At 63.8% G+C, this 24,777-nt stretch carries 21 protein-coding genes; 15 read left to right on the top strand and 6 right to left on the bottom strand.

Going from position 1 to position 24,777, the window contains the following annotated elements:
• Positions 1-26 precede the first annotated feature (26 nt).
• Complete coding sequence (locus AOQ71_RS27735; RefSeq protein WP_057753329.1) at positions 27-866, bottom strand: formate/nitrite transporter family protein; 840 nt, start codon at positions 864-866, stop codon at positions 27-29.
• A gap of 358 nt (positions 867-1,224) precedes the next feature.
• Here AOQ71_RS27735 and AOQ71_RS45425 point away from each other — a divergent pair, with 358 nt between their 5' ends.
• The 8 genes from AOQ71_RS45425 to AOQ71_RS27700 all read left to right on the top strand — a co-directional run bounded on the left by AOQ71_RS45425 (position 1,225) and on the right by AOQ71_RS27700 (position 10,849).
• Positions 1,225-1,419, top strand: coding sequence for a hypothetical protein (locus AOQ71_RS45425; RefSeq protein ID WP_157083662.1), 195 nt, complete (start codon positions 1,225-1,227; stop codon positions 1,417-1,419).
• 142 nt (positions 1,420-1,561) lie between these two features.
• Positions 1,562-2,944, top strand: a complete 1,383-nt coding sequence (locus tag AOQ71_RS27730; RefSeq protein ID WP_057753327.1) for an MFS transporter — start codon at positions 1,562-1,564, stop codon at positions 2,942-2,944.
• Positions 2,945-3,066: 122 nt separating this feature from the next.
• Positions 3,067-3,495, top strand: coding sequence for a globin family protein (locus AOQ71_RS27725; protein ID WP_057753819.1), 429 nt, complete (start codon positions 3,067-3,069; stop codon positions 3,493-3,495).
• A 10-nt stretch (positions 3,496-3,505) separates the two neighbouring features.
• Positions 3,506-4,723: an NAD(P)/FAD-dependent oxidoreductase gene (locus AOQ71_RS27720; protein ID WP_083514530.1), complete on the top strand. Its 1,218-nt coding sequence runs from the start codon at positions 3,506-3,508 to the stop codon at positions 4,721-4,723.
• A 1-nt stretch (position 4,724) separates the two neighbouring features.
• Positions 4,725-7,430, top strand: a complete 2,706-nt coding sequence (locus AOQ71_RS27715) for a nitrate reductase (RefSeq protein ID WP_057753323.1) — start codon at positions 4,725-4,727, stop codon at positions 7,428-7,430.
• A gap of 311 nt (positions 7,431-7,741) precedes the next feature.
• Positions 7,742-8,581: an aldo/keto reductase gene (locus AOQ71_RS27710; protein WP_057753322.1), complete on the top strand. Its 840-nt coding sequence runs from the start codon at positions 7,742-7,744 to the stop codon at positions 8,579-8,581.
• 186 nt (positions 8,582-8,767) lie between these two features.
• Positions 8,768-9,709 (top strand): DMT family transporter, encoded by a 942-nt coding sequence (locus AOQ71_RS27705; RefSeq protein WP_205668268.1) that lies wholly within the window; start codon positions 8,768-8,770, stop codon positions 9,707-9,709.
• Between the two features lie 60 nt (positions 9,710-9,769).
• On the top strand, positions 9,770-10,849 hold the full coding sequence (locus AOQ71_RS27700; protein ID WP_057753319.1) for a zinc-binding dehydrogenase: 1,080 nt from the start codon (positions 9,770-9,772) through the stop codon (positions 10,847-10,849).
• A gap of 34 nt (positions 10,850-10,883) precedes the next feature.
• On the opposite strand, the gene AOQ71_RS27695 is transcribed toward AOQ71_RS27700, so the two are convergent.
• Positions 10,884-11,345, bottom strand: a complete 462-nt coding sequence (locus tag AOQ71_RS27695) for an Lrp/AsnC family transcriptional regulator (RefSeq protein ID WP_057753316.1) — start codon at positions 11,343-11,345, stop codon at positions 10,884-10,886.
• 130 nt (positions 11,346-11,475) lie between these two features.
• Here AOQ71_RS27695 and AOQ71_RS27690 point away from each other — a divergent pair, with 130 nt between their 5' ends.
• Both AOQ71_RS27690 and AOQ71_RS27685 read left to right on the top strand, forming a co-directional pair.
• Positions 11,476-13,839 carry a transketolase gene (locus AOQ71_RS27690; protein ID WP_057753812.1) on the top strand — a complete coding sequence of 788 codons (2,364 nt, stop codon included), beginning with the start codon at positions 11,476-11,478 and terminating at the stop codon, positions 13,837-13,839.
• 247 nt (positions 13,840-14,086) lie between these two features.
• Positions 14,087-15,517 carry an aldehyde dehydrogenase family protein gene (locus AOQ71_RS27685; RefSeq protein ID WP_057753314.1) on the top strand — a complete coding sequence of 477 codons (1,431 nt, stop codon included), beginning with the start codon at positions 14,087-14,089 and terminating at the stop codon, positions 15,515-15,517.
• 379 nt (positions 15,518-15,896) lie between these two features.
• Here AOQ71_RS27685 and AOQ71_RS27680 read toward each other — a convergent pair whose 3' ends face one another.
• Positions 15,897-16,865: an SMP-30/gluconolactonase/LRE family protein gene (locus AOQ71_RS27680; RefSeq protein ID WP_057753312.1), complete on the bottom strand. Its 969-nt coding sequence runs from the start codon at positions 16,863-16,865 to the stop codon at positions 15,897-15,899.
• A gap of 89 nt (positions 16,866-16,954) precedes the next feature.
• Between AOQ71_RS27680 and AOQ71_RS27675 the strand changes: the two genes are divergently transcribed.
• Entirely contained in the window at positions 16,955-17,779 is an 825-nt protein-coding gene (locus AOQ71_RS27675; protein ID WP_057753310.1) for an NAD-dependent epimerase/dehydratase family protein, read from the top strand.
• 320 nt (positions 17,780-18,099) lie between these two features.
• Here the strand turns inward: AOQ71_RS27675 and AOQ71_RS27670 are convergent, their stop codons facing one another.
• Complete coding sequence (locus AOQ71_RS27670; protein ID WP_083514528.1) at positions 18,100-18,930, bottom strand: ion transporter; 831 nt, start codon at positions 18,928-18,930, stop codon at positions 18,100-18,102.
• Positions 18,931-18,943: 13 nt separating this feature from the next.
• Positions 18,944-19,849 carry a transglutaminase family protein gene (locus AOQ71_RS27665; RefSeq protein WP_057753308.1) on the bottom strand — a complete coding sequence of 302 codons (906 nt, stop codon included), beginning with the start codon at positions 19,847-19,849 and terminating at the stop codon, positions 18,944-18,946.
• A gap of 197 nt (positions 19,850-20,046) precedes the next feature.
• Here AOQ71_RS27665 and AOQ71_RS27660 point away from each other — a divergent pair, with 197 nt between their 5' ends.
• Entirely contained in the window at positions 20,047-20,310 is a 264-nt protein-coding gene (locus tag AOQ71_RS27660; protein ID WP_057753806.1) for a GlsB/YeaQ/YmgE family stress response membrane protein, read from the top strand.
• Positions 20,307-20,717: a hypothetical protein gene (locus AOQ71_RS27655; RefSeq protein ID WP_057753306.1), complete on the top strand. Its 411-nt coding sequence runs from the start codon at positions 20,307-20,309 to the stop codon at positions 20,715-20,717. Before AOQ71_RS27660 ends, AOQ71_RS27655 begins: the two co-directional genes overlap by 4 nt.
• 294 nt (positions 20,718-21,011) lie before the next feature.
• Here AOQ71_RS27655 and AOQ71_RS27650 read toward each other — a convergent pair whose 3' ends face one another.
• Entirely contained in the window at positions 21,012-21,692 is a 681-nt protein-coding gene (locus AOQ71_RS27650) for a GntR family transcriptional regulator (protein ID WP_057753304.1), read from the bottom strand.
• A 173-nt stretch (positions 21,693-21,865) separates the two neighbouring features.
• Between AOQ71_RS27650 and AOQ71_RS27645 the strand changes: the two genes are divergently transcribed.
• Positions 21,866-23,578 (top strand): IlvD/Edd family dehydratase, encoded by a 1,713-nt coding sequence (locus AOQ71_RS27645; protein ID WP_057753302.1) that lies wholly within the window; start codon positions 21,866-21,868, stop codon positions 23,576-23,578.
• Positions 23,579-23,641: 63 nt separating this feature from the next.
• Positions 23,642-24,637 (top strand): TRAP transporter substrate-binding protein, encoded by a 996-nt coding sequence (locus tag AOQ71_RS27640; RefSeq protein WP_057753300.1) that lies wholly within the window; start codon positions 23,642-23,644, stop codon positions 24,635-24,637.
• Positions 24,638-24,777: the final 140 nt, after the last annotated feature.

Below are 24,777 nucleotides of genomic sequence, written 5' to 3'. Positions count from 1 at the left end.
AACGCTCCTCGTTGAACAGCGATCGCTCAGGCGGCTGCGCGCGGCTGGCTCTTTGCCGCCACCTCACGCTTCGGCTTGGTCAGCACATGCGTGGCGTACAAGGTCAAGCCGGTGAAGGCGAGGCCGCCGACGAGATTGCCGAGCACGGTCGGGATCTCGTTCCAGATGAAATAATCCATGATCGAGAACTTGGCGTGCAGCATCAGCCCCGACGGGAACAGGAACATGTTCACCACGGAGTGCTCGAACACCATGTAGAAGAACACCAGGATCGGCATCCACATCGCGATGACCTTGCCCGGGACGGTGGTCGAGATCATCGCGCCGACGACGCCGGTCGAGACCATCCAGTTGCAGAGCATGCCGCGGATGAACAGCGTCGCCATGCCGGCGGCGCCGTGGGCGGCGTAGCCGAGGGTGCGGCCCTCGCCGATATTGCCGATCGTCATGCCGACCTTGTCGGGGTCCTGGGTGAAGCCGAAGGTCGTCACGAACGCCATCATGAAGGCCACGGTGAGCGCCCCGGCGAAATTGCCGATGAAGACGAGACCCCAATTGCGCAGGACGCCGCCGAGCGTGACGCCCGGCCGCTTGTCGATCAGCGCGAGCGGGGAAAGGACGAAGACGCCGGTCAGAAGATCGAAGCCCAGGAGATAGAGCATGGAGAAGCCGACCGGAAACAGCAGCGCGCCGACCAGCGGCTGGCCAGTGTTGACGTTGATGGTGACGGCGAACCATGCCGCGAGCGCCAGGATGGCGCCGGCCATATAGGCGCGGATGACCGTATCCCGGGTGGACATGAAGATCTTGGATTCCCCTGCGTCCACCATCTTGGTGACGAATTCCGAAGGCGCGAGATACGACATCGTCAGTTCCTTTGTGCGTGTGACTCCTTGAGGCGCGGCCGTTGCCGGACCGTGCCCTGGTCAACCCGATCGGCTGCACCCCGCGAGCCGGGAGCGGGCGACCGGGGCGATGTCGGCAGACACTGGGATAACGTCACGATGACCGCACTTCGGCGGTTCAGCGAACAGGCTTCGCTATCCTAGTGGCCGTCGGAAGCTCGATGCCCCCGGCGCACTGCAGTCATCGTTGACCTGCACATCGTGAAGCAATCGATGTGCCAGAGGCACGGCGTCCCGGGCGTGCGTCTGCCGGGGCTCCTCCTCCACCCCATTTGCAGGGAATTGCTCAGCGCAAATTCCCCTTCCGGGGGGCCGCCAAATGGTCGGTGGCGAAAAACCAGGCGGTTGCACAACTCTTGCGCGACGCACAATCAACGGGCGAATCAGCATTCAAGAATTGAGCGAGAAGCCGAAGTTTGATGCAATTATAGGCTTGCTCAAAGAATCGCCAATGGCGCTAACCGATTGCTTTAAAAAACATTTTCCCAACGATCGGCGTTGGCACAAGGCTTGAATTACGAGTTCTGACGCCATCGACGCCGTCACAAGCAATCATCCAATCTGTGACACCGCCCAATCGGGGCTTTCCCCCGAGTGCGCCTCTTTGCGTCCGCGATTTGCCGGTGTCGCGCCTTCCTAGTGAAAGGAATTTTCCAATGAGGGAAGACAATCCGACCTGGATCTCAGACTGGAGACCGGAGGATGAAGCATTCTGGAATGCGACGGGCAAGACCATTGCCCGGCGTAACCTGATCTGGTCGATCGTGGCCGAGCATATCGGTTTCTCGGTGTGGCTGATCTGGAGCATCGTCGCGACCAAGCTGCCGCAGGCAGGCTTCCACTACTCGACCGATGAGCTGTTCCAGCTCGTGGCCGTCCCCGGCCTGATCGGCGCGCTGATGCGCTTCCCCTATACGTTTGCGGTGACAACCTTCGGCGGCCGCAACTGGACCATCTTCAGTGCGGCGATCCTGTTCATTCCGACGCTGTCGCTCGCCTACTTCGTGAGCCAGCCCGAGACGCCGTTCTGGTTGATGCTGCTGATCGCGTCGACGGCGGGCCTCGGCGGCGGCAATTTCGCCTCCAGCATGACCAACATCTCCTTCTTCTTCCCTGACAGGATGAAGGGCTCGGCGCTCGGCATCAACGCCGCCGGCGGCAATATCGGCGTCTCCAGCGTGCAGCTTCTGACCCCGATGCTGATGAGCCTTGGCGTCATCAACCTGTTCCAGGCGACGCCGGTCGGCGGTGTCTATCTGCAGAACGCGGGCCTGATGTGGGTGCTGCCGATCGCGATTGCGGTGTTCGGTGCGGTCTTCTTCATGAACAATCTGAGCTCGGCCAAGTCGTCGGTGAAGAACCAGCTCGCGATCGTCAAGCGCAAGCACACCTGGATCATGGCCTTCATCTACATCGGGACGTTCGGCTCCTTCATCGGCTACTCGGCGGCGTTTCCGCTGCTGATCAAGACGCAGTTTCCGACGGTGACGATCGGGATCGCGTTCCTCGGGCCGCTGGTCGGGTCGCTGGCGCGGCCGCTCGGCGGCTGGCTCGCCGACAAGATCGGCGGCTCGATCATCACCTTCTGGAATTTCATCGCGATGGCGGCGGCAACGATCGGCGTCCTTTACTTCGTCGGACAAAAGGACTTCACCGGCTTCCTCACGATGTTCCTGATCCTGTTCGTGACGACAGGCATCGGCAACGGCTCGACCTATCGCATGATCCCGTCGATCTTCCGCGAAGAAAACCTGTTCAAGGTGCGCGGCAAGGGCGATGCGGCGCGCGCGATGGCGCTGAAGACGGCGAGCATCGAGAGCGGTGCGGCGGTCGGCTTCATCGGCGCGGTCGGTGCCGTCGGCGGCTATCTGATCCCGAGCAGCTTCGGCAAGTCGATTGCAGCGACCGGCGGTCCGCAGGTCGCGCTCGCGGTCTTCCTCGTGTTCTACGCCTCCTGCCTTGCCCTCACCTGGTGGTTCTACCTGCGTCGCGGCCCGCAAACAGAAGGCGCGGCAAGCCTGGCCGAAGCGCGTGTGTGATCCTCGGCATGAAACACGCTTCTCCCCGTACGCGGGGAGAAGACTCTCTGATGACGTTTGACCCATGAACCTTGTTCGCAATGGCGCGGACAAAAGCAGACCGAAACAGACAGGAGACCATTGTGACGCCCGAACAGATTACCCTCATCCAGCAAAGCTTCGCCAAGGTCGCACCGATTTCCGAAGCAGCTTCGCAGCTGTTCTACGACCGCTTGTTCGAGGTCGCTCCCTCCGTGCGCGCGATGTTTCCCGAAGACATGACCGAGCAGCGCAAGAAGCTGATGGCCATGCTCGCCGCTGTCGTCGGCGGCCTGTCCAATCTCGAGACGATTCTTCCCGCGGCCTCGGCGCTCGCCAAGCGCCACGTCGCCTATGGCGCCAAGGCCGAGCACTATCCCGTGGTCGGCGCGACCTTGCTGTGGACCCTGGAGAAGGGCCTCGGCGAGGCCTGGACGCCCGAGCTCGCAACCGCCTGGACCGACGCCTACGGCGTGCTGTCCGGTTACATGATTTCCGAGGCCTACGGCTCACCGGCGCAGGCCGCCGAATAGGAGATGCCTTGTGAGTGAACCGCTCGTCATCGTCGGTAACGGTATGGCAGCCGCGCGTCTGGTCGACGAGCTCGCCAGCACCGCGCTCGGCCGCTATGCGGTCGCTGTGATCGGCGAAGAGCCGCGGCTCGCTTACAACAGGGTGCTGCTCTCATCCGTGCTGGCCGGCGAGACCGGCTCGCACGAGATCGAGCTCCGACCAGCGGAGTGGTGGCGTGATCGCGGCGTCACCGTCCGCTGCGGCTATCGCGTCACCGAGATCGACACCGGCCGCCGCGAGCTCAAGATATCAGGCGAAGAGAGCATGGAATATTCCAGGCTCGTGCTCGCGACGGGGTCGACGCCGCTGCGGCTCAACGTGCCGGGCGCCGATCTTGCCGGCGTGCATACCTTTCGCGACACCCGCGATGTCGACCTGCTGCTGACGCTGGCCGCGGCGAGGAAGCGCGTCGTCGTGGTCGGCGGCGGCCTGCTCGGGCTTGAAGCGGCCTATGGCCTTGCCAAGGCCGGTGCGCCCGTGACCCTGCTGCATCTGATGGACCGGCTGATGGAGCGCCAGCTCGACGGGCCGGCCGCCGATCTGCTCAAGACGCTCGTGGAACGCAAGGGCATCCGCATCCTGCTCAAGGCCTCGACCGCCCGCATCCACGGCGAGCGCCATGTCGAAGCCGTGGAGCTGGCCGATGGCAGCCGGATCGAGGCGGACGCCGTGATCTTCGCAGCCGGCATCAGGCCCAACATTGCGCTCGCCAAGGACGCCGGCATCGCGGTCAACCGCGGCATCGTCGTCAATGACGTGATGCAGACGGCGTCTGCCGACATCTACGCGCTCGGTGAATGCGCCGAGCATCGCGGCACCTGCTATGGCCTGGTCGAGCCGGCCTATGAGCAGGCGCGGGTGCTGGCCCGGCATCTCGGTGGCCGCCCCGCCGCCTACCAGGGCAGCGTGGTCTCGACCAATCTGAAAGTATCAGGCGTCAGCGTGTTCTCGGCAGGCGACTTCATGGGCGGTGAGGGCAGCGAGAGCCTCGTCCTGTCGGACAGCCGATGCGGCACCTACAAGAAGCTCGTGATTTCAGACGGGTGCCTCACCGGCGCCGTGCTGGTCGGCGATACCGCTGACGCGCTCTGGTATCTCGAGCTGATCCGCACCCGCGAGAAGATTGCCGCCATCCGGGCCGACATGATGTTCGGCCGCGTCCTCGCCGTGCCTTCCAAGGCTGCCTGATATGACGGCGATCGATCCCACGCTCCGCACCACCAAGACCACCTGTCCCTATTGCGGCGTCGGCTGCGGCGTGCTCGCAACGCCCGATGGCGCGGGCGGCGCAGCGATCGCGGGCGACCCCGACCATCCCGCCAATTTCGGCCGGCTGTGCTCGAAGGGCTCTGCGCTCGGTGAGACCGTCGGGCTGGAGGGCCGGCTGCTCTATCCGATGATCCGCTGCAAGGGTGTGATGGAGCGCGTGGCCTGGAGTGACGCGCTCGACCATGTCGCGCATCGCATGAAGCACATTGTCGCGCGCGATGGCGCCGATGCGGTCGCCTTCTATCTTTCGGGCCAGCTTCTCACCGAGGATTATTACGTCGCCAACAAGCTGATGAAGGGCTTTGTCGGCACCGCCAATGTCGACACCAATTCCCGGCTCTGCATGTCATCCTCGGTCGCCGGCCATCGCCGCGCCTTCGGCGCCGATACCGTGCCCGGCTGTTATGAGGATCTCGACCAGGCCGATCTCCTGATTTTCGTCGGCTCGAACGCGGCCTGGTGCCATCCGGTGCTGTTCCAGCGCATGCTGAAGAACCGCGCAGAGCGCGGCGCGCGCATGATCGTGATCGATCCGCGCCGCACCGACACCGCTGGTGACGTCGATCTGTTCCTCGGCCTCAGGCCCGGTACCGACACCGCGCTGTTCTCCGGCCTGTTCGTGCATCTCGCCGACAATGGTGCGCTCGATCAGAATTACATCGCGAACAATACCTCTGGCTTCGACGATGCGCTGGCGCGTGCGCGTAACATCGCGGGAAGCATCACCGCGACTGCGCTTGCGACCGGGCTCTCCGAGCAGGACGTCGCCGCCTTCTTCCGGATGTTCCGTGACACGACGCGCGTCGTCACCCTCTACTCGCAGGGCGTCAACCAGTCGGCGCAGGGCACCGACAAGGTCAATGCGATCCTGAATTGCCATCTGGCCACGGGGCGCATCGGCAAGCCGGGCGCCTCGCCGTTCTCGCTCACCGGCCAGCCCAATGCGATGGGCGGCCGCGAGGTCGGCGGCCTCGCCAATATGCTCGCCGCGCACATGGGCTTCACGCCGCCCGACATCGATCGGGTCAGGCGGTTCTGGAAGGCGCCGCGCATCGCCACCCATGAAGGGCTGAAGGCGGTGCAGCTGTTCGAGGCGATCAACCGGGGCGAGGTCAAGGCGCTCTGGGTGATGGGCACCAATCCGGCGGTGTCGCTGCCCGACGCGGACGTCGTGCGCGAGGCGCTGAAGAAGCTGGAGCTGTTCGTGGTGTCCGAGAACGTGCTCGGCAACGATACGGTCGAAGCCGGCCCGCATGTGCTGCTGCCGGCGCTGGCCTGGGGCGAGAAGTCGGGCACGGTGACCAATTCCGAGCGCCGCATCTCGCGCCAGCGTTCGTTCCTGCCGGCGCCCGGCGAGGCGCGGCCGGACTGGTGGATTTTGAGCGAGACCGCCAAGCGTCTCGGCTTCGGCGACAGCTTCAATTACAAATCGGCCGCCGATATTTTCCGCGAGCATGCCGCGCTCTCGGCCTTCGAGAACAATGGCAGCCGCGATTTCGACATCGGCGCGCTGAGCGCGCTGTCCGACGAGGCCTTCGATGCCTTGACGCCGGTGCAATGGCCGGCCCCTGGAGGTGGTGCACCTGGCGAACGATTCTTCGCGGAAGGTGGCTTCTTCACCAATGACGGCAAAGGTCGCTTCGTCGCCCCGGAAGTGCCTTCGCTGCGGGCCGAAACCGGCCCGTCGCGTCCCCTGAGGCTCAACACCGGACGCATCCGCGACCAGTGGCACACCATGACGCGCACAGGTCTCAGCCAGCGGCTGGGTGCGCATCTGCCCGAACCCTTCGTCGAGATCCATCCAGACGATGCCAGCAAATACGGCATTGTTCACGACGGCTATGCCCGCATCACCACCGATTACGGCCAGTGCATTTTGAAGGTCGTCGTCACCGACCGGCAGCAGCGCGGCACGCTGTTCACACCGATCCATTGGAGCGCGATGAACGCCTCGCATGGCCGCGTCGGCGCGCTGGTGCACTCGTTTACCGATCCATTCTCGGGCCAGCCGGAATCGAAAGCGACGCCGGCTGCGATCGCGCCCTACGAATATGTCTTCCGCGGTTTTGCGCTGTCGCGCAAGCAGCTCGCCCTGCCGCCAAACCTGTTGTGGACCCGCGTCACGGTCAGCGGCGGCTTCGGCTATCTCTTCGCTGATAATGCTGACCTGTCGCGCTGGCCGGCCTGGCTCGCAAGCATCGGCGGCGAGGACGTGGCCGAGTACCGCGATTTCGGCGGCGGCGTTTTCCGCGCCGCTTCGTTTGCGGCCGACCGGATCGAGACCTGCCTGTTCGTCGGCCCCGCGCATGATGCCGGCGACTGGGAGGTCGTGAAGAGCGTGTTTGCGGCCGATCGCGTCACCGACGACCAACGCCGCTTGCTCTTGTCCGGCAAGTCCAGCGAAGGCGCCGTCTCGACCGGCCCTGTCGTCTGCGCCTGCTTCGGCGTCGGCCGCGGCACCATCTGCGATGCGATCGCCGGCGGCGCGCGCACCCCAGCCGAGATCGGTGTAAAGCTCAAAGCAGGCACCAATTGCGGCTCCTGCATTCCCGAGCTGAAGCGCCTGATTGCGACGACGGACGTGGCGCCGGCGCAGCAGGCGAAGGTCGCGGGCGCGGCAAGTTAGGCCCGGCTTTTTCCACCGTCATTGCGAGCGCAGCGAAGCAATCCAGAGTCCCTCCGAGGTGACAGTCTGGATTGCTTCGCTGCGCTCGCAATGACGATGTGGATATAGTCGGACTCCTATTGTCTCCCATCGCCGTCCTGGCCCAGTGCGCAATTGCGCACGAAAAGCCAGGACCCATTACTTCCGGTCAGCGTTGTCGAGGCGCACTGTGGCCACCATCTACTGCAACAACCTCTCCCTGTGGTAATGGGTCCTGGCTCCCGTGCGCAATTGCGCACTAGGCCAGGACGACATAAAGACCGGAGACAAACATGAAAACAAAACCCTTCGGCAAGACCGGCACCGACGTCTCTGTCATCGGGCAGGGCACCTGGTATCTCGACCATGGCGAGCGCAAGCGCGCCATCGCGGCACTTCAGCGCGGGCTCGATCTCGGCATGACCCATATCGACACCGCCGAGATGTATGGCGATGCCGAGCTTGTCATTGCCGATGCGATCGCGGGCCGTCGTGATGAGGTGTTTCTGGTTTCCAAGGTGCTGCCGAGCAACGCCTCGCGCCGTGGCACCATCACGGCCTGCGAGCGCTCGCTGAAGCGGCTGAGGACGGATCGTCTCGATTGCTATCTGCTGCACTGGCGCGGCTCGTATGATCTCGAGGACACCGTCGCTGCATTCGAGGAGCTGGTGACATCAGGCAAGATCAAGTCCTGGGGCGTCTCCAATTTCGATGCCGATGATCTCGACGAGATTCTCGAGGTTGCGGGCGAAGGCAAGATCGCCTGCAATCAGGTGCTTTATCATCTCAAGGAGCGCGCGATCGAGCATGCCGTGATCCCGTGGTGCGAGCGGCACGGCGTTGCCGTCGTCGCCTATTCGCCGTTCGGGCACGATGATTTTCCGGATGCGCGCAGCAAGGGCGGCGCGGTGCTGGCGCGCATTGCAGAGGCACGTCGTGCGACACCGCGTCAGGTCGCGCTGAGCTTCCTCACCCGTGCGACTACGGTGTTCGCGATCCCGAAGGCGTCGTCCGCGGAACATGCCGGCGAAAATGCGGCGGCCGGCGATCTCGTGCTGACGAAAGAGGAGATTTCGGCGCTGGATGCGGCGTTTCCGCGCGGCCCGAAGCCGCGCAGCCTGCCGATGCTGTAGCGCACAAACGTGCAATATTAACCGGGCGTTGACGCGCGTGGACGTCAGTGCATATCGGCATCCTGTTTTCGGAAGTTGTGAACGCGGCGCATTTGTCGTTTTTATGAGGCCTCTCGATTCGCCTTTTGCCGGGTTCCTACAGTGACACCGCCACCTGCTGCAGCCGCAAGGCTCGACAGTATTCCCATGCCCTTGCCGGAGAAGAAGCAGGAGGCTCGCCGCGCGCCTGCGCGCGTCGACCATCCCTTCAAGGGCATCGCGCTGGTACTGCTGTCGACGGTATTTCTCGGCTGCTCCGACGTCACTTCGAAATATTTGTCATCGAGCCTGCCGTCGATCGAGATCACCTGGATTCGCTTCGTCACCTTCGCGCTCATGTTCCTGCCGGTGATGCTGCCGGGCTCGCCGCTGCATGCGATGCGGACCGAGCGGCTGGGCCTGCAGATCATGCGCGGCACGGCGCTGCTCGGTTCCTCGCTCTTCTTCATCACCGGCTTGCGCTTCCTTCCCATCGCGGAGGCCTCTGCCACCGGCTTCATCTCGCCGCTGTTCGTCACCGCACTCTCGATCGTCTTCCTCAGCGAGAAGGTCGGCATGCGCCGCTGGATCGCGACCGCGGTCGGCCTGGTTGGCGTGATGATCATCATTCGTCCGGGCTCGGCCACATTCCACGTCGCGGCGTTCTTCCCGATCGTCTCGGCATTCTGCTGGGCCGCCGCACTGATCATGACGCGCCTGATGAGCGGGCGTGAGGCCGTTCTCACCACGATGGCCTATTCGGCGCTCACGGGTGTTGCGATCCTCACCGTGATGGTGCCGTTCGTCTGGGTCACGCCGACCTGGACAGGCATCGGGCTCGGCATCGTGATCGGCCTGGCCTCCACCGTCGGGCAGTGGATCATCGTGCTGGCCTATCGCTACGGCGATGCCTCGGTGCTGGCGCCGTTCTCGTACACGCAGCTGCTGTGGGTCAGCATTTTGGGCTTCTTCGTCTTCGGCGAGCTGCCCGATGTCTGGACCATCACGGGAGCGGCCTTCATCGTCGCCAGCGGGCTCTACATCGCCCACCGCGAGCGCGTCCGCCGCGCCCAGGTTTTGGTGCAGGCGGCACGGTCTCCGAACCCCTGACGCAAGTTTGCGCGCGCTGATACGTGCTATCAACGGCTCCAACACATCAGGAGGGGCCGAATGCGCGCGGCGATTTTCAGGAACGGCGAGATTGTCGCCGGGCAGATGGCGGAGCCGAAGCCCTGTCACGGCCAGGTGCTGGTCAAGACGCTCGCCTGCGGCATCTGCGGTTCCGACCTGCACGCGCGCCAGCACGCGCCGCGGATGGTCGAGATGGCCAAGAAGACCGGGCGCACCCCGATGGATCTGTCGCGGGATGTCGTGTTCGGTCACGAGTTCTGCTGCGAGATCGTCGATTTCGGCCCCGGCACGACGCGCAAGCTGAAGCCCGGCACACATGTGTGCTCGCTGCCCGCGCTGCTGACGCCTGAGGGCATCAAGGGCATCGGTTATTCCAACGAGTTTGTCGGCGGCTATGCGGAGCAGATGCTGCTCAGCGAGCCGCTGCTGCTGGAAGTGCCGAACGGCCTCGCGCCGGAACATGCCGCGCTGACCGAGCCGCTCGCGGTCGGCGTTCACGCCGTGGCGAAGGCAAATATCCAAGGCGGCGAGGTGCCGCTGGTGATCGGCTGCGGCCCGGTCGGCCTTGCCGTGATCGCGGCGCTGAAGATCGAGGGCCTGCACCCGATCATCGCCGCCGACTATTCGCCGGCGCGGCGGGCGCTCGCCGCAAAGCTCGGCGCCGATATCGTCGTCGATCCCAAGGTGTCGCAGCCCTATGCGACCTGGGCCGAGCACGCGCAGATGTCGGAGGCGGAGAAGGCGGCGCGACCGCCGTTACAGGCCATGCTGCCGGCGCTGAAGCCCGCGATCATCTTCGAATGCGTCGGCGTGCCCGGCTTGTTGCAGCAAGTGTTCGAGGGCGCCCCGCGCGACGCCAGGATCGTCGTGGTCGGCGTCTGCATGGAGAGCGACAGACACGAGCCCATGCTCGGCATCATGAAGGAGCTCAACGTCCAGTACGTGCTCGGCTACACGCCGGAAGAGTTTGCAGCCTCGCTGCGCCTGATCGCCGAAGGACAGGTGGACGCCGCGGCGATGGTGACGGCGGAGGTCGGCATCGACGGCGTTGCCAAAGCCTTCGCCGATCTCGCCAATCCCGAGGCCCACACCAAGATCATCGTGCAGCCGTGGCGATGACAGTCACCGGCAATGACGACGAGGGAGCGTCGCCTCACACCGGCAGCGCGATCGAATATTTGACCTGGCTGAGCGCAAAGCTGGACTCGATCGATGCGATGCCGTCGAGCCGGGTCAGCTTGGTCTTCAGGAACGTCTCGTAGGAGGCGAGGTCGGCTGCGACCACGCGCAGCAGATAATCGCGGTTGCCGGTCATCAGATAGCACTCCAGCACCTCGTCCCATTTCGAGATGGCGCGGGCGAAGCGGTTGAGGTCCTCCTCCTTCTGCCGCGCCAGCTTGATCGAGATGAAGACGCTGACATGCAGCCCCAGCGCCTTCTGGTCGACGGTCGCGACATAGCGCGAGATCACGCCGCGCTCCTCCAGCAGCTTGACCCGGCGATGACAGGGCGAGACCGACAGGCCGACCCTGTCGGCGAGTTCCTGCATGGTCAGGCGGCTGTCGTTCTGGAGATGGCTGAGGATCTTGCGGTCGATGGCGTCGAGCTCGGGCATTGGAATAGAACCTGTATTTCATGGCCGGTGTTGGTATGGTATCCCAATATCGGTCGGTATGACGCGAAAAATTGAGAAATCTGGCGCCGCCGGCGGGCGTATGATCCGCCTTATTTTCCGGAGCATCGCCATGCCCGTCGATTCCGCGCGTCTCGAAATCCTGACTGCTCTCGCCCGCAAGGCGCTGTGGCTGTCGTCATGGACCATCCACCACGCCAACCACATCCGCTCCAACGCGGACGGACTCAAGGTCGGCGGCCATCAGGCCTCCTCGGCCTCGCTCGCCACCATCATGTCGGCGCTGTACTTTCATGTGCTGCGGCCAGAGGACCGCGTCGCGGTGAAGCCGCATGCGAGCCCGGTGTTCCATGCCATCCAGTATCTGTTCGGCCGGCAAAGCCGCGAAAAGCTGGAGAACTTCCGCGGCTTCAAGGGCGCGCAGTCCTATCCCTCGCGCACCAAGGACGTCGACGACGTCGACTTCTCCACCGGCTCGGTCGGCCTCGGCGTCGCGCAGACGCTGTTTGCCTCGCTGGTGCAGGATTACGTCAAGGCGCATGGCTGGATGAAGGATCGCCGCGAAGGGCGGATGATCGCCCTCGTCGGCGATGCCGAGATGGACGAGGGCAACATCTTCGAGGCGCTGGCCGAGGGCTGGAAGCACGGCCTGCGCAACACCTGGTGGGTGGTCGACTATAACAGGCAGTCGCTCGACGCCGTCGTGCGCGAAGGTCTGTGGGAAAAGTTCGAGACCATGTTCCGCAATTTCGGCTGGGACGTGGTGATCGTGAAATACGGCCGGCTGATGCGCGAGGCTTTCGCGGAGCCGGGCGGCGAGGCGCTGAAGCGCTGGATCGACAATTGCCCGAACGCGCTCTACGCCGCGCTATGCTTCCAGGGCGGCGCGGCGTTCCGCAAGCATCTGCACGACGAGATCGGCGACCAGGGCCCGATCACTGCGCTGATCGACAAGCGCAGCGACGAGGAGCTGCTGGCGTTGATGTCGAATCTCGGCGGCCACGACATGGCGAGCATGGTCGAGGCGTTCGAGTCCATCGACCATGACCGCCCGGTCTGCTTCATCGCCTACACCATCAAGGGCGTAGGCCTGCCGTTCCAGGGCCACAAGGACAACCATGCCGGCCTGATGACGGTTACTCAGATGGAGAAATATCGCGAGAGCCAGAACATCCGCCCCGGCCATGAATGGGACAAGTACGAGGGCCTGCCGCAGAGCGCCGCCGAGCTCGACGCGTTTCTCGCGCGCGTGCCGTTCAACCAGGACGGCCGCCGCCTGACCGCGCCGGTGGTCGAGGTGCCCGCCCAGCTCGCCTTCAAGCCGTCGTCGCAGATGTCGACGCAGCAGGGTTTTGGCCTCGTGCTGAACGAGATCGCGCGCGGCGACAGCGAGCTGGCAAAGCGCATCGTCACGACCTCGCCCGATGTCACCGTCTCGACCAATCTCGGCCCCTGGGTGAACCGGCGCGGCCTGTTCGCCAATGCCGCGAAGGCGGACTTATTCCGCAGCGAGAAAATTCCCTCGACCTACAATTGGGACGCTTCGCCGAAGGGCCAGCATCTCGAGCTCGGCATCGCCGAGATGAATTTGTTCATCATGCTCTCGGCGCTCGGCCTGTCGCACCAGATCAACGGCGCGCGGCTCTTGCCGGTCGGCACGCTCTACGATCCCTTCATCGAGCGCGGCCTCGATGCGCTGAACTATGCCTGCTACCAGGACGCGCGCTTCATGGTGGCGGCGACGCCGTCAGGCATCACGCTGGCGCCCGAGGGCGGCGCGCACCAGTCGATCGCAACGCCTTTGATCGGCATGGCGCAGGACGGGCTTGCCTCGTTCGAGCCAGCCTTCGTCGACGAGCTCGCGGTGATCATGGGCTGGGGCTTTGAGCACATGCAGCGCGATCCGGGCGAGGGCGGCTCGGTCTATCTCCGCCTCTCGACGCGCAGCATCGAGCAGGCGCAGCGCATCATGACGCCGGAGTTGCAGCAGGGCATCACCGACGGCGCCTATTGGCTGCGCAAGCCCGGTCCCAATGCCGAGCTCGTGATCGCCTATACCGGCGCGGTCGCGCCTGAGGCGATCGAGGCGACCGGCTTCATCGGCGAGGTCAGGCGCGACATCGGCCTGCTCGCGATCACCTCGGCCGATCGCCTCCATTCCGGCTGGACTGCCGCGCGAAAATTGCGGCGCGACCGCCGTGGCGTGCAGCATCTCAGCCATATCGAACAATTGCTGGCGCCGCTGCCGCGCGACTGCGGCATCGTGACCGTGATCGACGGCCACCCCTCCGCGCTCGGCTGGCTCGGCAGCGTCCGCGGCCATCGCGTCGAGGCGCTCGGCGTCGAGCAGTTCGGCCAGACCGGCACCATCGCCGACCTCTACCGCCATTACGGCATCGATGCCAATGCCATCATCGATGCGGCCGAAAGCCTCACCACCGGCGCGCCGGTGCTGCATCGGAAGATGGCGGTGTAGTCGAGGTAACCCGCCTCGGTCATTCCGGGGCGATGCGCAGCATCGAACCCGGAATCCATTGGGCCTCAGTCCTGGTGGTGAGATGGATTCCGGGCTCGCGCTCCGCGCGCCCCGGAATGACGGCTGAGAGAACCTTGCCTCGTTCCCGCCACCAGCTCATATAACCTCCNGGCGGGTTCAATTGCCGGCGCTTTCGTGCAAGGATGCCTGCCGAAACGCCCCCCAAGCCCCCAAGAAGAGGTTAACGATGGTCAATCGCATGCAATTCTACATCGACGGCGCCTGGGTCGATCCCGCCGTCAAGAAGTCCACCGCCGTGGTCAATCCCGCGACGGAAGAGGCGATGTACGAGGTTGCGCTCGGCTCCAAGGCCGATGTCGACAAGGCCGTTGCCGCCGCCAAGCGCGCCTTCGCAACGTTCTCCCAGACCAGCCGTGAGGAGCGCGTCGCGCTGCTCAGCAAAATCATCGAGATCTACAAGACCCGCATCAAGGAGATCGGCGCCGCCGTCTCCGACGAGATGGGCGCGCCGTTGCCGATGGCGGAGAAGCTCCAGGCCGGCGCCGGCCTTGGCCATCTCATGACCACGCTCGACGTGCTCAAGAACTATCATTTCGAGGAGCCGATCGGCACCGCCATGGTGCTGCGCGAGCCGATCGGCGTGGTCGGCATGATCACGCCCTGGAACTGGCCGCTCAACCAGATCGCCTGCAAGGTCGCGCCCGCGCTCGCCGCCGGCTGCACCATGATCCTGAAGCCCAGCGAGTTCACGCCCACTTCGGCTTTGATTTTTGCGGAGATCCTGCATGAAGCCGGCCTGCCGAAGGGCGTGTTCAACCTCGTCAACGGCCTCGGCCCCGAGGTCGGCGCCGCCATGAGCGAGCACCCCGATATCGACATGATCTCCTTCACCGGCTCGACCCGCGCCGGCATCGATGTGGCCAAGCGCGCCGCGCCCACCGTGAAGCGCGTCAGCCAGGAGCTCGGCGGCAAGTCGCCGAACGTCATCCTCGAAGGCGCCGACCTGACGAAAGCGGTGACCGGCGGCGTGATGCACATGTTCAACAACTCCGGCCAGTCCTGCAATGCGCCCTCGCGCATGATCGTGCCGCTGTCGAAGATGAAAGAGGTCGCCGCGATCGCGAAAGCCGTCGCCGACAAGACCAAGGCGGGCGATCCGCGCGCCGATGGCACCACCATCGGCCCCGTCGTCAACCGCGGCCAGTGGGACAAGATCCAGGCGCTGATCAAGAAGGGCATCGACGAGGGCGCAACGCTCGTCGCCGGTGGTCCTGGTCTGCCGGAAGGCGTCAACAAGGGCTTCTATGTCCGCCCGACCATCTTCGCCGACGTCACGCCCGAGATGACGATCGCGCGCGAAGAGATTTTTGGACCGGTGCTGACCATCCTCGGCGCCAAGGACGAAGCCGACGCCGTCAAGATTGCCAACGACACGCCTTACGGCCTCGCCGGCTACGTCTACGGTCCGTCGGTCGAGGATGCCAAGCGCGTCGGCCGCCAGATCCGCGCCGGCAACGTCAACCTCCAGGGCGTGCCCAACGACCGCACCGCGCCGTTCGGCGGCTACAAGCAGTCGGGCAACGGCCGCGAGTGGGGCAAGTACGGCCTCGAGGACTTCCTCGAAGTGAAGGCCGTCGCCGGCTTCAACGCGGCGTAAGTTCTAGCGGTTGAATGAACATGACGCCGGAGCGGCCTCCGCTCCGGCGTTTTTCTTTGTAGCCCGCATGGAGCGAAGCGTAATGCGGGACCGATCCCGGATTGCGCTTCGCTCCATTCGGGCTATCAAGTCTCTCCTTCGTCATTGCGAGCGAAGCGAAGCAATCCGGAATCCCTCCACGGGGACAGTCTGGATTGCTTCGTCGCATCAGCGCAAAATTGCTACGCAATTTTGTCGCGAGCTCCTCGCAATGACGGAGGAGAGATCTCGTAGGGTGGGCAAAGGAGCGAAGCGACGTGCCCACCATCTCTCTCGGTAGCTAAAATGCGTGGGCACGCTTCGCTTTGCCTACCCTACGAGACCGCCGTGGAGGAAAGACCTATCCCCCCAACGCGCCCTGCGTGTTCACATACAGCGCGTAGATCGACTGGCTCGCCGCCATGAACAGGCGGTTGCGCTTGACGCCGCCGAAGCAGAGATTTGCGCAGCGCTCGGGCAGCGCGATGCGGCCGATCATGATTCCGTCGGGTGCGAACACGACGACGCCGTCGAGCTCGGGATCGCCCATGCCCCAGCCGCACCAGAGATTGCCGTCGATGTCGACGCGGAAACCGTCCGGCGTTCCGGGGCCGGCATCGACGAAGACGCGCTTGTTCGAAAGCTTGTCACCGGAAGGCGAGACGTCATAGGCGAGAATTTTGCGGGTCGGAACGCCCCGGGATTCGATGAGATAGAGGATTTTCTCGTCCGGCGAGAAGGCGATCCCGTTCGGCCCGAGCACACCCTCGGCGACGATTGTGGCTTTGCGGGTCTCCGGGTCGAGCCTGTAGACGTTCATGTCGAGCTCGGGCTCGGACTTGTAGCCCTCGTAATTGCCGAGCAGGCCGAAGGTCGGATCGGTGAACCAGATCGAGCCGTCCGATTTGACAACGACATCGTTCGGCGAGTTCAACCGCTTGCCGTTGAATTGATCCATCAGCACGGTGATCTCGCCGTCATATTCGGTGCGGGTCACGCGGCGCCCGCCATGCTCGCAAGTGACGAGCCGGCCCTGGCGGTCACGCGTATTGCCGTTGGCGAAATTGGAGGGTTTGCGGAACACCGAAACCGCGCCGGTCTCTTCCTCCCATTTGATGATGCGCTGGTTTGGAATGTCGCTACAGAGCAGATAACGCCCGTCGCCGAACCACACGGGACCCTCGGCCCAGCGCAGGCCGGTCGCCAGCCGCTCCACCGCCGACAGCTTTAGCCAGTATTTTTCGAAACGGGGATCCAGTGCTTTTATCGCGGGATCAGGGTAATAAGTCGCCGGCCGCCAGCCTTGGTTATGGGACGATGCCTCATTCATGTCGGTTCTCTCGTTTCGTTCCCTCTGGACAATGCTGCTATCATTAGAGACACGTGACCGCAAATCGGTCACCAACGGCGAGGGACAACATGGCGCGTATCTTGATGACGGGAGCTTCGGGCGGAATCGGCACGAGCCTGCGCAAATTGCTGCCGCCGATCTATCCGGACCTCCTGCTCTCCGACATCAAGCCGCCCGCCGATCTCGGCGCGAACGAGCAGTTCAAGGCGGCTGACCTCGCCGATCTCGCGCAAGTCGAGGCGATCTGCGAGGGCGTCGACGGCATCATCCATTTCGGCGGCTATTCGGTCGAAGGCAGCTGGGACCAGATCCTCCAGGCCAATATCATCGGCGGTTACAATTTGTTCGAGGCGGCGTATCGCAAGGGCGTCAAGCGTGTGGTCTTCGCCTCGTCGAACCACGCCGTCGGCTTCTATCCGCGCCACCACAAGATCGGCACCGACGTCACCGCGCGCCCCGACAGCCGCTACGGCGTCAGCAAGGTCTTTGGCGAAGCCGTCGGCGCCCTCTATGCCGACAAGCACGGGCTGAAGGTGACGTGCCTGCGCATCGGCAATTTCGGCGACATGCCGCTCGACCAGCGCCGGCTTTCGATCTGGCTGAAGCCGGAAGATTTGGTGCAGCTCTGCCGGATCGGGTTAGAGCATCCCGACATCCATTTCGAGGTGTTCTATGGCGCCTCTTTCAACGAGCGCGCCTGGTGGGACAATCATCGCGCCTACGAATTCGGCTATCGTCCCACGGGGCGGGCCGAGGATTTCCGCGAGCACGCGATGGCCGAGCAGGCCAAGCTGAAGCCGGATCCGGTCGGCGATCATTTCCAGGGCGGCACATTCTGCAGCAACGAATTCGATGGGGACGCCAGCCGGATCATCGATTGGAATAAGCGCTAGCGCTTGCTGCGATACGGGTGTGCTCGCTCGGGTAGGGTTGGGGTGAGCGGTTGCCTCTACAACAACGGTGAAGGTTAGGCTCGCAGCCGCCCCACCCGTCATTGGGAGCGCAGCGAAGCAATCCAGAATCCCTCCGCGGAAAGACTCTGGATTGCTTCGCTGCGCTCGCAATGACGAGTTGAAAGAGCGAGCCACCAACGAGCACCTAACTCGCGGAACCCAGAGCATGATCCGGAAAAGTGCGAAGCGATTTTCCGAAAAGATCATGCTCAAACAATAACCTAAAGCGCGATGACGATTCATCCCAATCTCATCGCGCCTTAGTCCATCCCCTCATCCGGAATGTTCAGAATCGTTCCGCAAGCCTTGCAATGCACGGCGTCCACGTCATGCCGCTGCAAGCCGCAGACCGGGCAGGGGAAGCGCACCTTGGAGGGCGCGAGCAGGGCCTTGGCGAGATTCAGGAACAACGTCACGCCGAAAATCATGATGACGACTGTGATCAGCCGCCCCATGGTGCCGGGCAGGGTAATGTCGCCGAAACCGGTCGTGGTCAGCGCGGTGACCGTGAAGTAGAGTGCGTCGGCATAATTGGTAATCTGGGGGTTGTGAGACTTCTGGGTTTCGTAGACGACCCCTGTCATCACGAAGATGAACACGCCGAGATTGGCGACCGCAAAGACGACTTCCTCGTTTTTTCGAAAGAAGGCGCTGTCGGTCCGCAAGCGCGCGACCATTCGATAGTCGCGCAGCAGCCGCAATGTTCGAAATGCCCGCAGGAAGCCGCCGGCTTCCCCGGCGAGCGGCGCAAGGAACGAGATGATGACGACGACGTCGGTCCAGGTCGACAGCCGCGCAAGGTCATGCAGCGGTTGACGGCTGATGATCATCCGTGCAGCGAAGTCGGCAAGGATCAGGACGCCGAACACGATATCGAACGACTCGATGACCCCGGTGCGGGGCAGGAACGATGTCGCGATGATGAACAGAACCGTGACGATGTCGAGCGCGAGCAGAGCGTATCGGAACTTTATGCAGCCGGGCGTGTCGCCTTCATAGAGCTGTCGAATCCTGATCTTGAGAGTCTCAAATGGGCCGACGAGGGCGTCGAGGAGTTCATGTCCCTTTGCCTTGTTGCGATAGGATGTCATCGTCGCTGCGCGCCTATCCCTCCGAGGGATCGAGCATTTCGCCGATCTTGTGAACTGCGACGTTGATCGACATGCCCTGATAGTCGCCGGCATCGCCCAACCACGAGCCGGCCAGCGGAATGGCCTGGCCCGGATGGCGCGCGATCGCCACGGGGATGAGGTCGAAACCGGCGCTCAGGCTATTGGTCGGATCGTAATCCAGCCAACCGGCCCCGGGCAGGAACACCTGCACCCAGGCGTGGGTCGCGCCGGAGCCGGTCATGCCCACGGCGCCGCCGTCGAGCGCGGAGTCGTAGAGGTAGCCGCTGACGAAGCGCGCCGCGAAGCCGAGGCGGCGCAGCGTCTCGATCATCAGCCAGGCGAAATCCCGGCAGGTGCCCGATTTCGTGCGCAGCGTTTCCGCCGGCGACTGGGTGCCTTCCGCATCTCTGCTGCGATAGTTGAACTCGTTGCGAAACGAGCCCAGCAAGCGGCGCAGCACATCTGCCGTCTGATCCTGATCGCCGGCAACAAAGCTCTTGGTCCACGCCGCGTGGCTGCCGTCGGGATCATCGGCATGCGGACGGAGATAACCGGCAAGGTCGGTCCATTCGTCCGGCGTATACTGCACCGGCACTTCCTCGGCGCGAGCCTCGAGCGGAAACGACTCAAGTCCCTTGATCCCGAAATAGATGCCGCGAACCCTGAACGTGAATGTCAGCTCTGTGCCGGGCTCGCCGATGTCGATCACTGTGACGGTATTGGAGCGTGAGTCGGTGACCCAATGCACCTTGCACGACAGGTTGGTCTGGGCGGACCAGCGAAGCAGCCGGGTCGAGGCGCCGCGCCGCGGCAGGAACATGGCCCGGTGCGTGCCGAATGTCACCGGCTTCGCATAGCGGTAGGTCGTGGTGTGGATGATTTCGCCAATGATCGCCATGCATTGATCCGCTTCGAGGCATCCGCATTGCGCAACTGTCGCCAGAGTGAGCGTCGACAACGCCTCCAGCTTTCGGTTCGGTCGCTTTCGCCGAATTGATCTAGATCAACGTGACCCGGGATCGGGCGGCTCTAGCTCAAAGGATGACGCAATCCTTCAAACGTTGACAGGCGAACCGACCGAATGGAGCGATGGACATGGGCATCCTTTGGACGATCATCATCGGATTTCTGGTCGGACTGGTCGCGAAGTTCATCATGCCCGGCGACAAATCCGAGCCCAAGGGGTTCATCCTGACGACAGTTTTGGGGATCGTCGGCGCGTTCGTCGCGACCTGGCTCGGTCAAGCCGTGGGATGGTATCGTTTCGGGGAAGGCGCCGGCTTCATCGGTAGCGTGGTTGGCGCCATCATCCTTCTCTTCCTGTATGGCCTTGTCGTGGGCCGTCAGGGGCACGCTTGAAAATCACCCTGTCCGTCGTCGCGGTGCTTGCGATGCTGGCAGGACCATCGCACGCCGCACCGCTCAGCGACGCCGAGGCGACGTTTCTCGAAGAACTCGTCACGGCATCCGTGGTGCTGGAGCAACGTTGCGTCGGCTACGAGGTCGATGGCGCCGGCGCCGTTCAGCTCGGGGCACGGCTGCTCGGCAGCCCCAATGCCGCGATGGCGCTGATCGACGCGTATTCCGCCGCCATCAAGGCCCGCGATGGCGAGAGCTACGATCCCGTCAAATTCCGCGTCGAGGTGCTTGAGGCCGCCGGAAGAACGTTCAAGCGCGTTCGAGCCGGCTTGATCGACGACCCGGAACGCGCCTGCGCCGCGTATGGCACCGCCAGCGTCGATCGCGGCCTGCTGAGGCGATACTGAGGTGCGCTCCCTCGCTCCGCTTGCGGGGAGAGGGTTGGGGTGAGGGGGAGTCTCAGCGGGGGAGGTGAGAGTTGGACGAGCAACTGCTCACCACACGTCATTGCGAGCGCAGCGAAGCCAGAGTCCCTCCGCAGTGACAGTCTGGTTTGCTTCGCTGCGCTCGCAATGACGNGCGCTGAGGGAGCGATGCATCGCGTGAGCGTTGAACTTGCGGAGAGTCCCCCTCACCCGGAATTCCCGCTTTCAGCGTGAATTCCGGCTTCTCCCCGCAAGCGGGGAGAGGCGAAGGCGGCGCTAGCTTTCCTCCCCCGCAATCCTCGCCAGATAATCGGCCTTGCTGAACTGCATGTGGTCCACGCAAAGCTGCGCCAGCGCCCAGCTGTCGCGGCCTTTCAGCAGCTCGATCATCAGTTCGTGCTGCCGCCGCGATTGCGTCAGCCCCTCGCGGTCGGCGAGGTTTTTTGCGCGCATCGGCAGTGTCAGGTTCATATAGTCCTGCAGCGACCGCACCAGGTAGGGATTGCCGCAGGCGGAGAATAGCGCGAGGTGGAAGGCATCGTTGGCTTCGTGGATCCCGCGCAGGTCGCGCACATCCGCCTTCGCGCAATAGTCGCGCTGCAAAGCGGTCAGTTCGTCGATCAGGGCTTGCGGCGCGGGCAGCGGGATCATCAGCGCAGCTTGCCGCGTCAACATCTCCCTGACTTCGTAGATCTGCCGGACCTCTTCGGCCGAGTAGAACCGCACGGTGGCGCCGACATTCTTCTCGCGGCGGACGATGCCGCGGCGCTCCGCGTCCACCAGCGCCTGCCGCACGAAATGGCGCGAGGTGCCATATGCCGACATCAGCGCGTCCTCGGTCAGCCGCGCGCCCGGCGCGAGGCGGCCGAAGATGATGTCCTCCTCCAGCCGCGCGACGACATCGTCGGGGTCGTCGCGCCTGGCAGGCATGGCATCTGCGGTGCGAATGTCGGACATGCCCTCGGCCTCCGGCGTCTGCCGGTTGCCTTTAGGGAGCAGGGAAGAGGCGGATTGTCAATAATCTGACTGTTTGGCGGTGCGACAGTCCCGAAATGGTGAAGTAGACGCCTGTCTTATTGACAATCAGGGGGCAGGCTGTAGCACAATGGCAGGCGAGAAGGAGCGGTCCGATGACGGGTGGTTTGCGCAAGGGGCTGACGAGCTATGGCGATGCCGGCTTCTCGCTGTTCCTGCGCAAGGCGTTCATCAAGGCCATGGGCTATTCCGACGATGCGCTGGAGCGCCCGATCGTCGGCATCACCAACACCTATAGCGACTACAATCCCTGCCACGGCAACGTCCCGCAGATCATCGAGGCCGCCAAGCGCGGCGTGATGCTGTCGGGCGCGATGCCGTTCGTGTTCCCGACCATCTCGATCGCGGAGAGCTTTGCGCATCCGACCTCGATGTATCTGCGCAATCTGATGGCGATGGACACCGAGGAGATGATCCGGGCCCAGCCTATGGACTCGGTGATCGTGATCGGCGGCTGCGACAAGACGCTGCCGGCGCAGGTGATGGCGGCGATCAGCGCGGATCTGCCCACCGTGGTCATTCCGGTCGGGCCCATGGTGGTCGGTCATCACAAGGGCGAGGTGCTGGGCGCCTGCACCGATTGCCGCCGTCTGTGGGGCAAGTATCGCGCCGGCGAGATCGACGACACCGAGATCGAGGCGGTGAACGGCCGCCTCGCGCCATCGGTCGGCACTTGTATGGTAATGGGCACCGCCTCGACCATGGCCTGCATGATCGAAGCCATGGGCCTGGCGCTGCCGATGAGCGCGACAATCCCGGCGCCGCATGCCGAGCGTTTTCGCCTTGCAGAAGCGAGCGGCCGGGTCGCCGCCGAGATGGCCAAGACCAAGGGCCCGAAGCCGAGCGAACTCTTGACGCCGGCTTCCTTCAGGAACGCCCAGGTCGTGCTGCAGGCGATCGGCGGCTCGACCAACGGCCTGATCCATCTGACCGCGATGGCGCATCGCTCCCCACACCGGATCGATCTCCCGGCGTTCGACCGGATCGGCCGCGAGGTGCCGGTGCTGGTCGACCTCAAGCCGTCGGGCGAGCATTATATGGAGCATTTCCATCACGCTGGCGGCGTGCCGAAATTGCTGGCGCAGCTCGGCGATCTCGTCGATCTCGATGCGAAGACCATCAGCGGCCAGACGCTGCGCGATGTCGTCGCCAACGCCGAGGACGTGCCGGGCCAGGACGCCATCCGTTCGCGCGACAATCCGATCAAGAAGGAGGGCGGCCTCGCCATCCTGCACGGCAACCTCGCCCCGCGCGGTGCGGTCATCAAGCAGTCCGCCGCGAGCCCGAAATTGTTGAAGCACACGGGACGCGCCGTGGTGTTCGAATCTGTCGAGGACATGACCCTGCGGGTCGACGATCCCGAGCTCGACGTCAGCGCCGATGACGTGCTGGTGCTGCGCAATGCCGGTCCCAAGGGCGCGCCTGGTATGCCCGAAGCCGGCTATCTTCCTATCCCGAAGAAGCTGGCGCGTGGCGGCACCAAGGACATGGTGCGCATTTCCGATGCGCGCATGAGCGGCACCGCGTTCGGCACCATCGTATTGCACATTACGCCGGAATCCGCCGTCGGCGGGCCGCTGGCGCTGGTCAAGAACGGCGACATGATCAGTCTCGACGTGGCCAAGCGCAGCATCGAGCTGCTGGTCGATGCCGCCGAGCTGGAGCGCCGGCGCGCGGTCTTGAAGCCGGCTGCTGCGCCGGATGAAGCGCGGCGCGGCTATGCCTGGCTGTTCAACGAGACCATCATGCAGGCCGACGAGGGCTGCGACTTCGACTTCATGCAGAGGACTGGGAAGAAGACGGAGTAAGGGCTGACAACCAACGAGCGCCGAGACCGCTGAAAGCGGCGGGCGATAAAACAGGGGGAGACGATGATTGCGCGATCCATGCGTGCATTGGTGGCTGCGGCCGCCATGCTGTTCGTCACAGGCGCGGGGGCACAGGAGGTGAAGCATTATCGCTTCGCCTACGACCAGCCCAAGATCACGGGCTATGGAATCCTTGGCGACATCTTTGCCGAAAAGCTGAAGGCGCTGAGCAAAGGCACGATGCTCATCGACCAGTATCCCGGCGCGCAGCTCGGGCAGGAGCCGCAGGTGCTGCAGCTCGTCAAGGCGGGTGATATCGAATTCTGTATCTCGTCGTCTGCGAACGCCGCGACGCTCTCGCCGCAGGCCGGCGTGATGTCGATGCATTTCCTGTTCCGCTCGGAAGACCATCTCATCAAGGCAATGGCGGATCCTGCGGTGGCGAGCGCAGTCAAAGCGATGATCTCGGACACGGTTCAGGGCGCCCACGTCATTGCGCTTGCGACTCTTGGTCTACGCAACATGTATTCCAAGCGCGAGATCAAGAAGGTCGACGACATGAAGGGCCTGAAGGTGCGAGTGCAGGCGACGCCGACCGAGGACACCATGTTCCCGGCCTACGGCGCGCAAATCGTGCACATGCCATTCGGCAGCGTCTACACGTCCTTGCAAACCGGCGTGGTCGATGTCGCCGAGAACGGCGTCAACGTCTATCTCGCCAACAAGCATTACGAGGTGGCGCCGGTGCTCTCGATGACCGAGCATGAGGCCAACAACAGCCTGGTCTGGATCAGCGACAAGCTCTGGAACAGCCTCACACCTGAGCAGCAGGGTTGGGTTCAGGCCGCGGCGGACGAAGTCAACAGGACGCAGCCGGCCAAGGCGATCGAGCTCGAGCATCAATCGCAAGTCAAGCTGAAAGCGATCGGCGTCAAGATCGTTCCCGATGTCGACAAGTCGGGCTTCATTGCGATCGCCAATCCCTATCTCGACAAGCTCGCCAAGGATCTCGGCCCGCATGCCGAGAAGATCAAGGACCTGATCCGGGCGATTAATTAGGGCGGTGCTCGGCTCTTTCACCGAGTCGTCCCGGCGAAGGCCGGGACCCATAACCACAGGATTGAGTTTGGCGAAGACTCGGAGTCGCCAGCTCGCGCAACAACTCCCTTTCGGGGTTATGGGTCCCGGCCTTCGCCGGG

Source organism: Bradyrhizobium manausense (assembly GCF_001440035.1).
In the GTDB taxonomy this organism is placed as follows: domain Bacteria; phylum Pseudomonadota; class Alphaproteobacteria; order Rhizobiales; family Xanthobacteraceae; genus Bradyrhizobium; species Bradyrhizobium manausense.
This window is presented reverse-complemented; position numbering and strand designations above follow the sequence as displayed.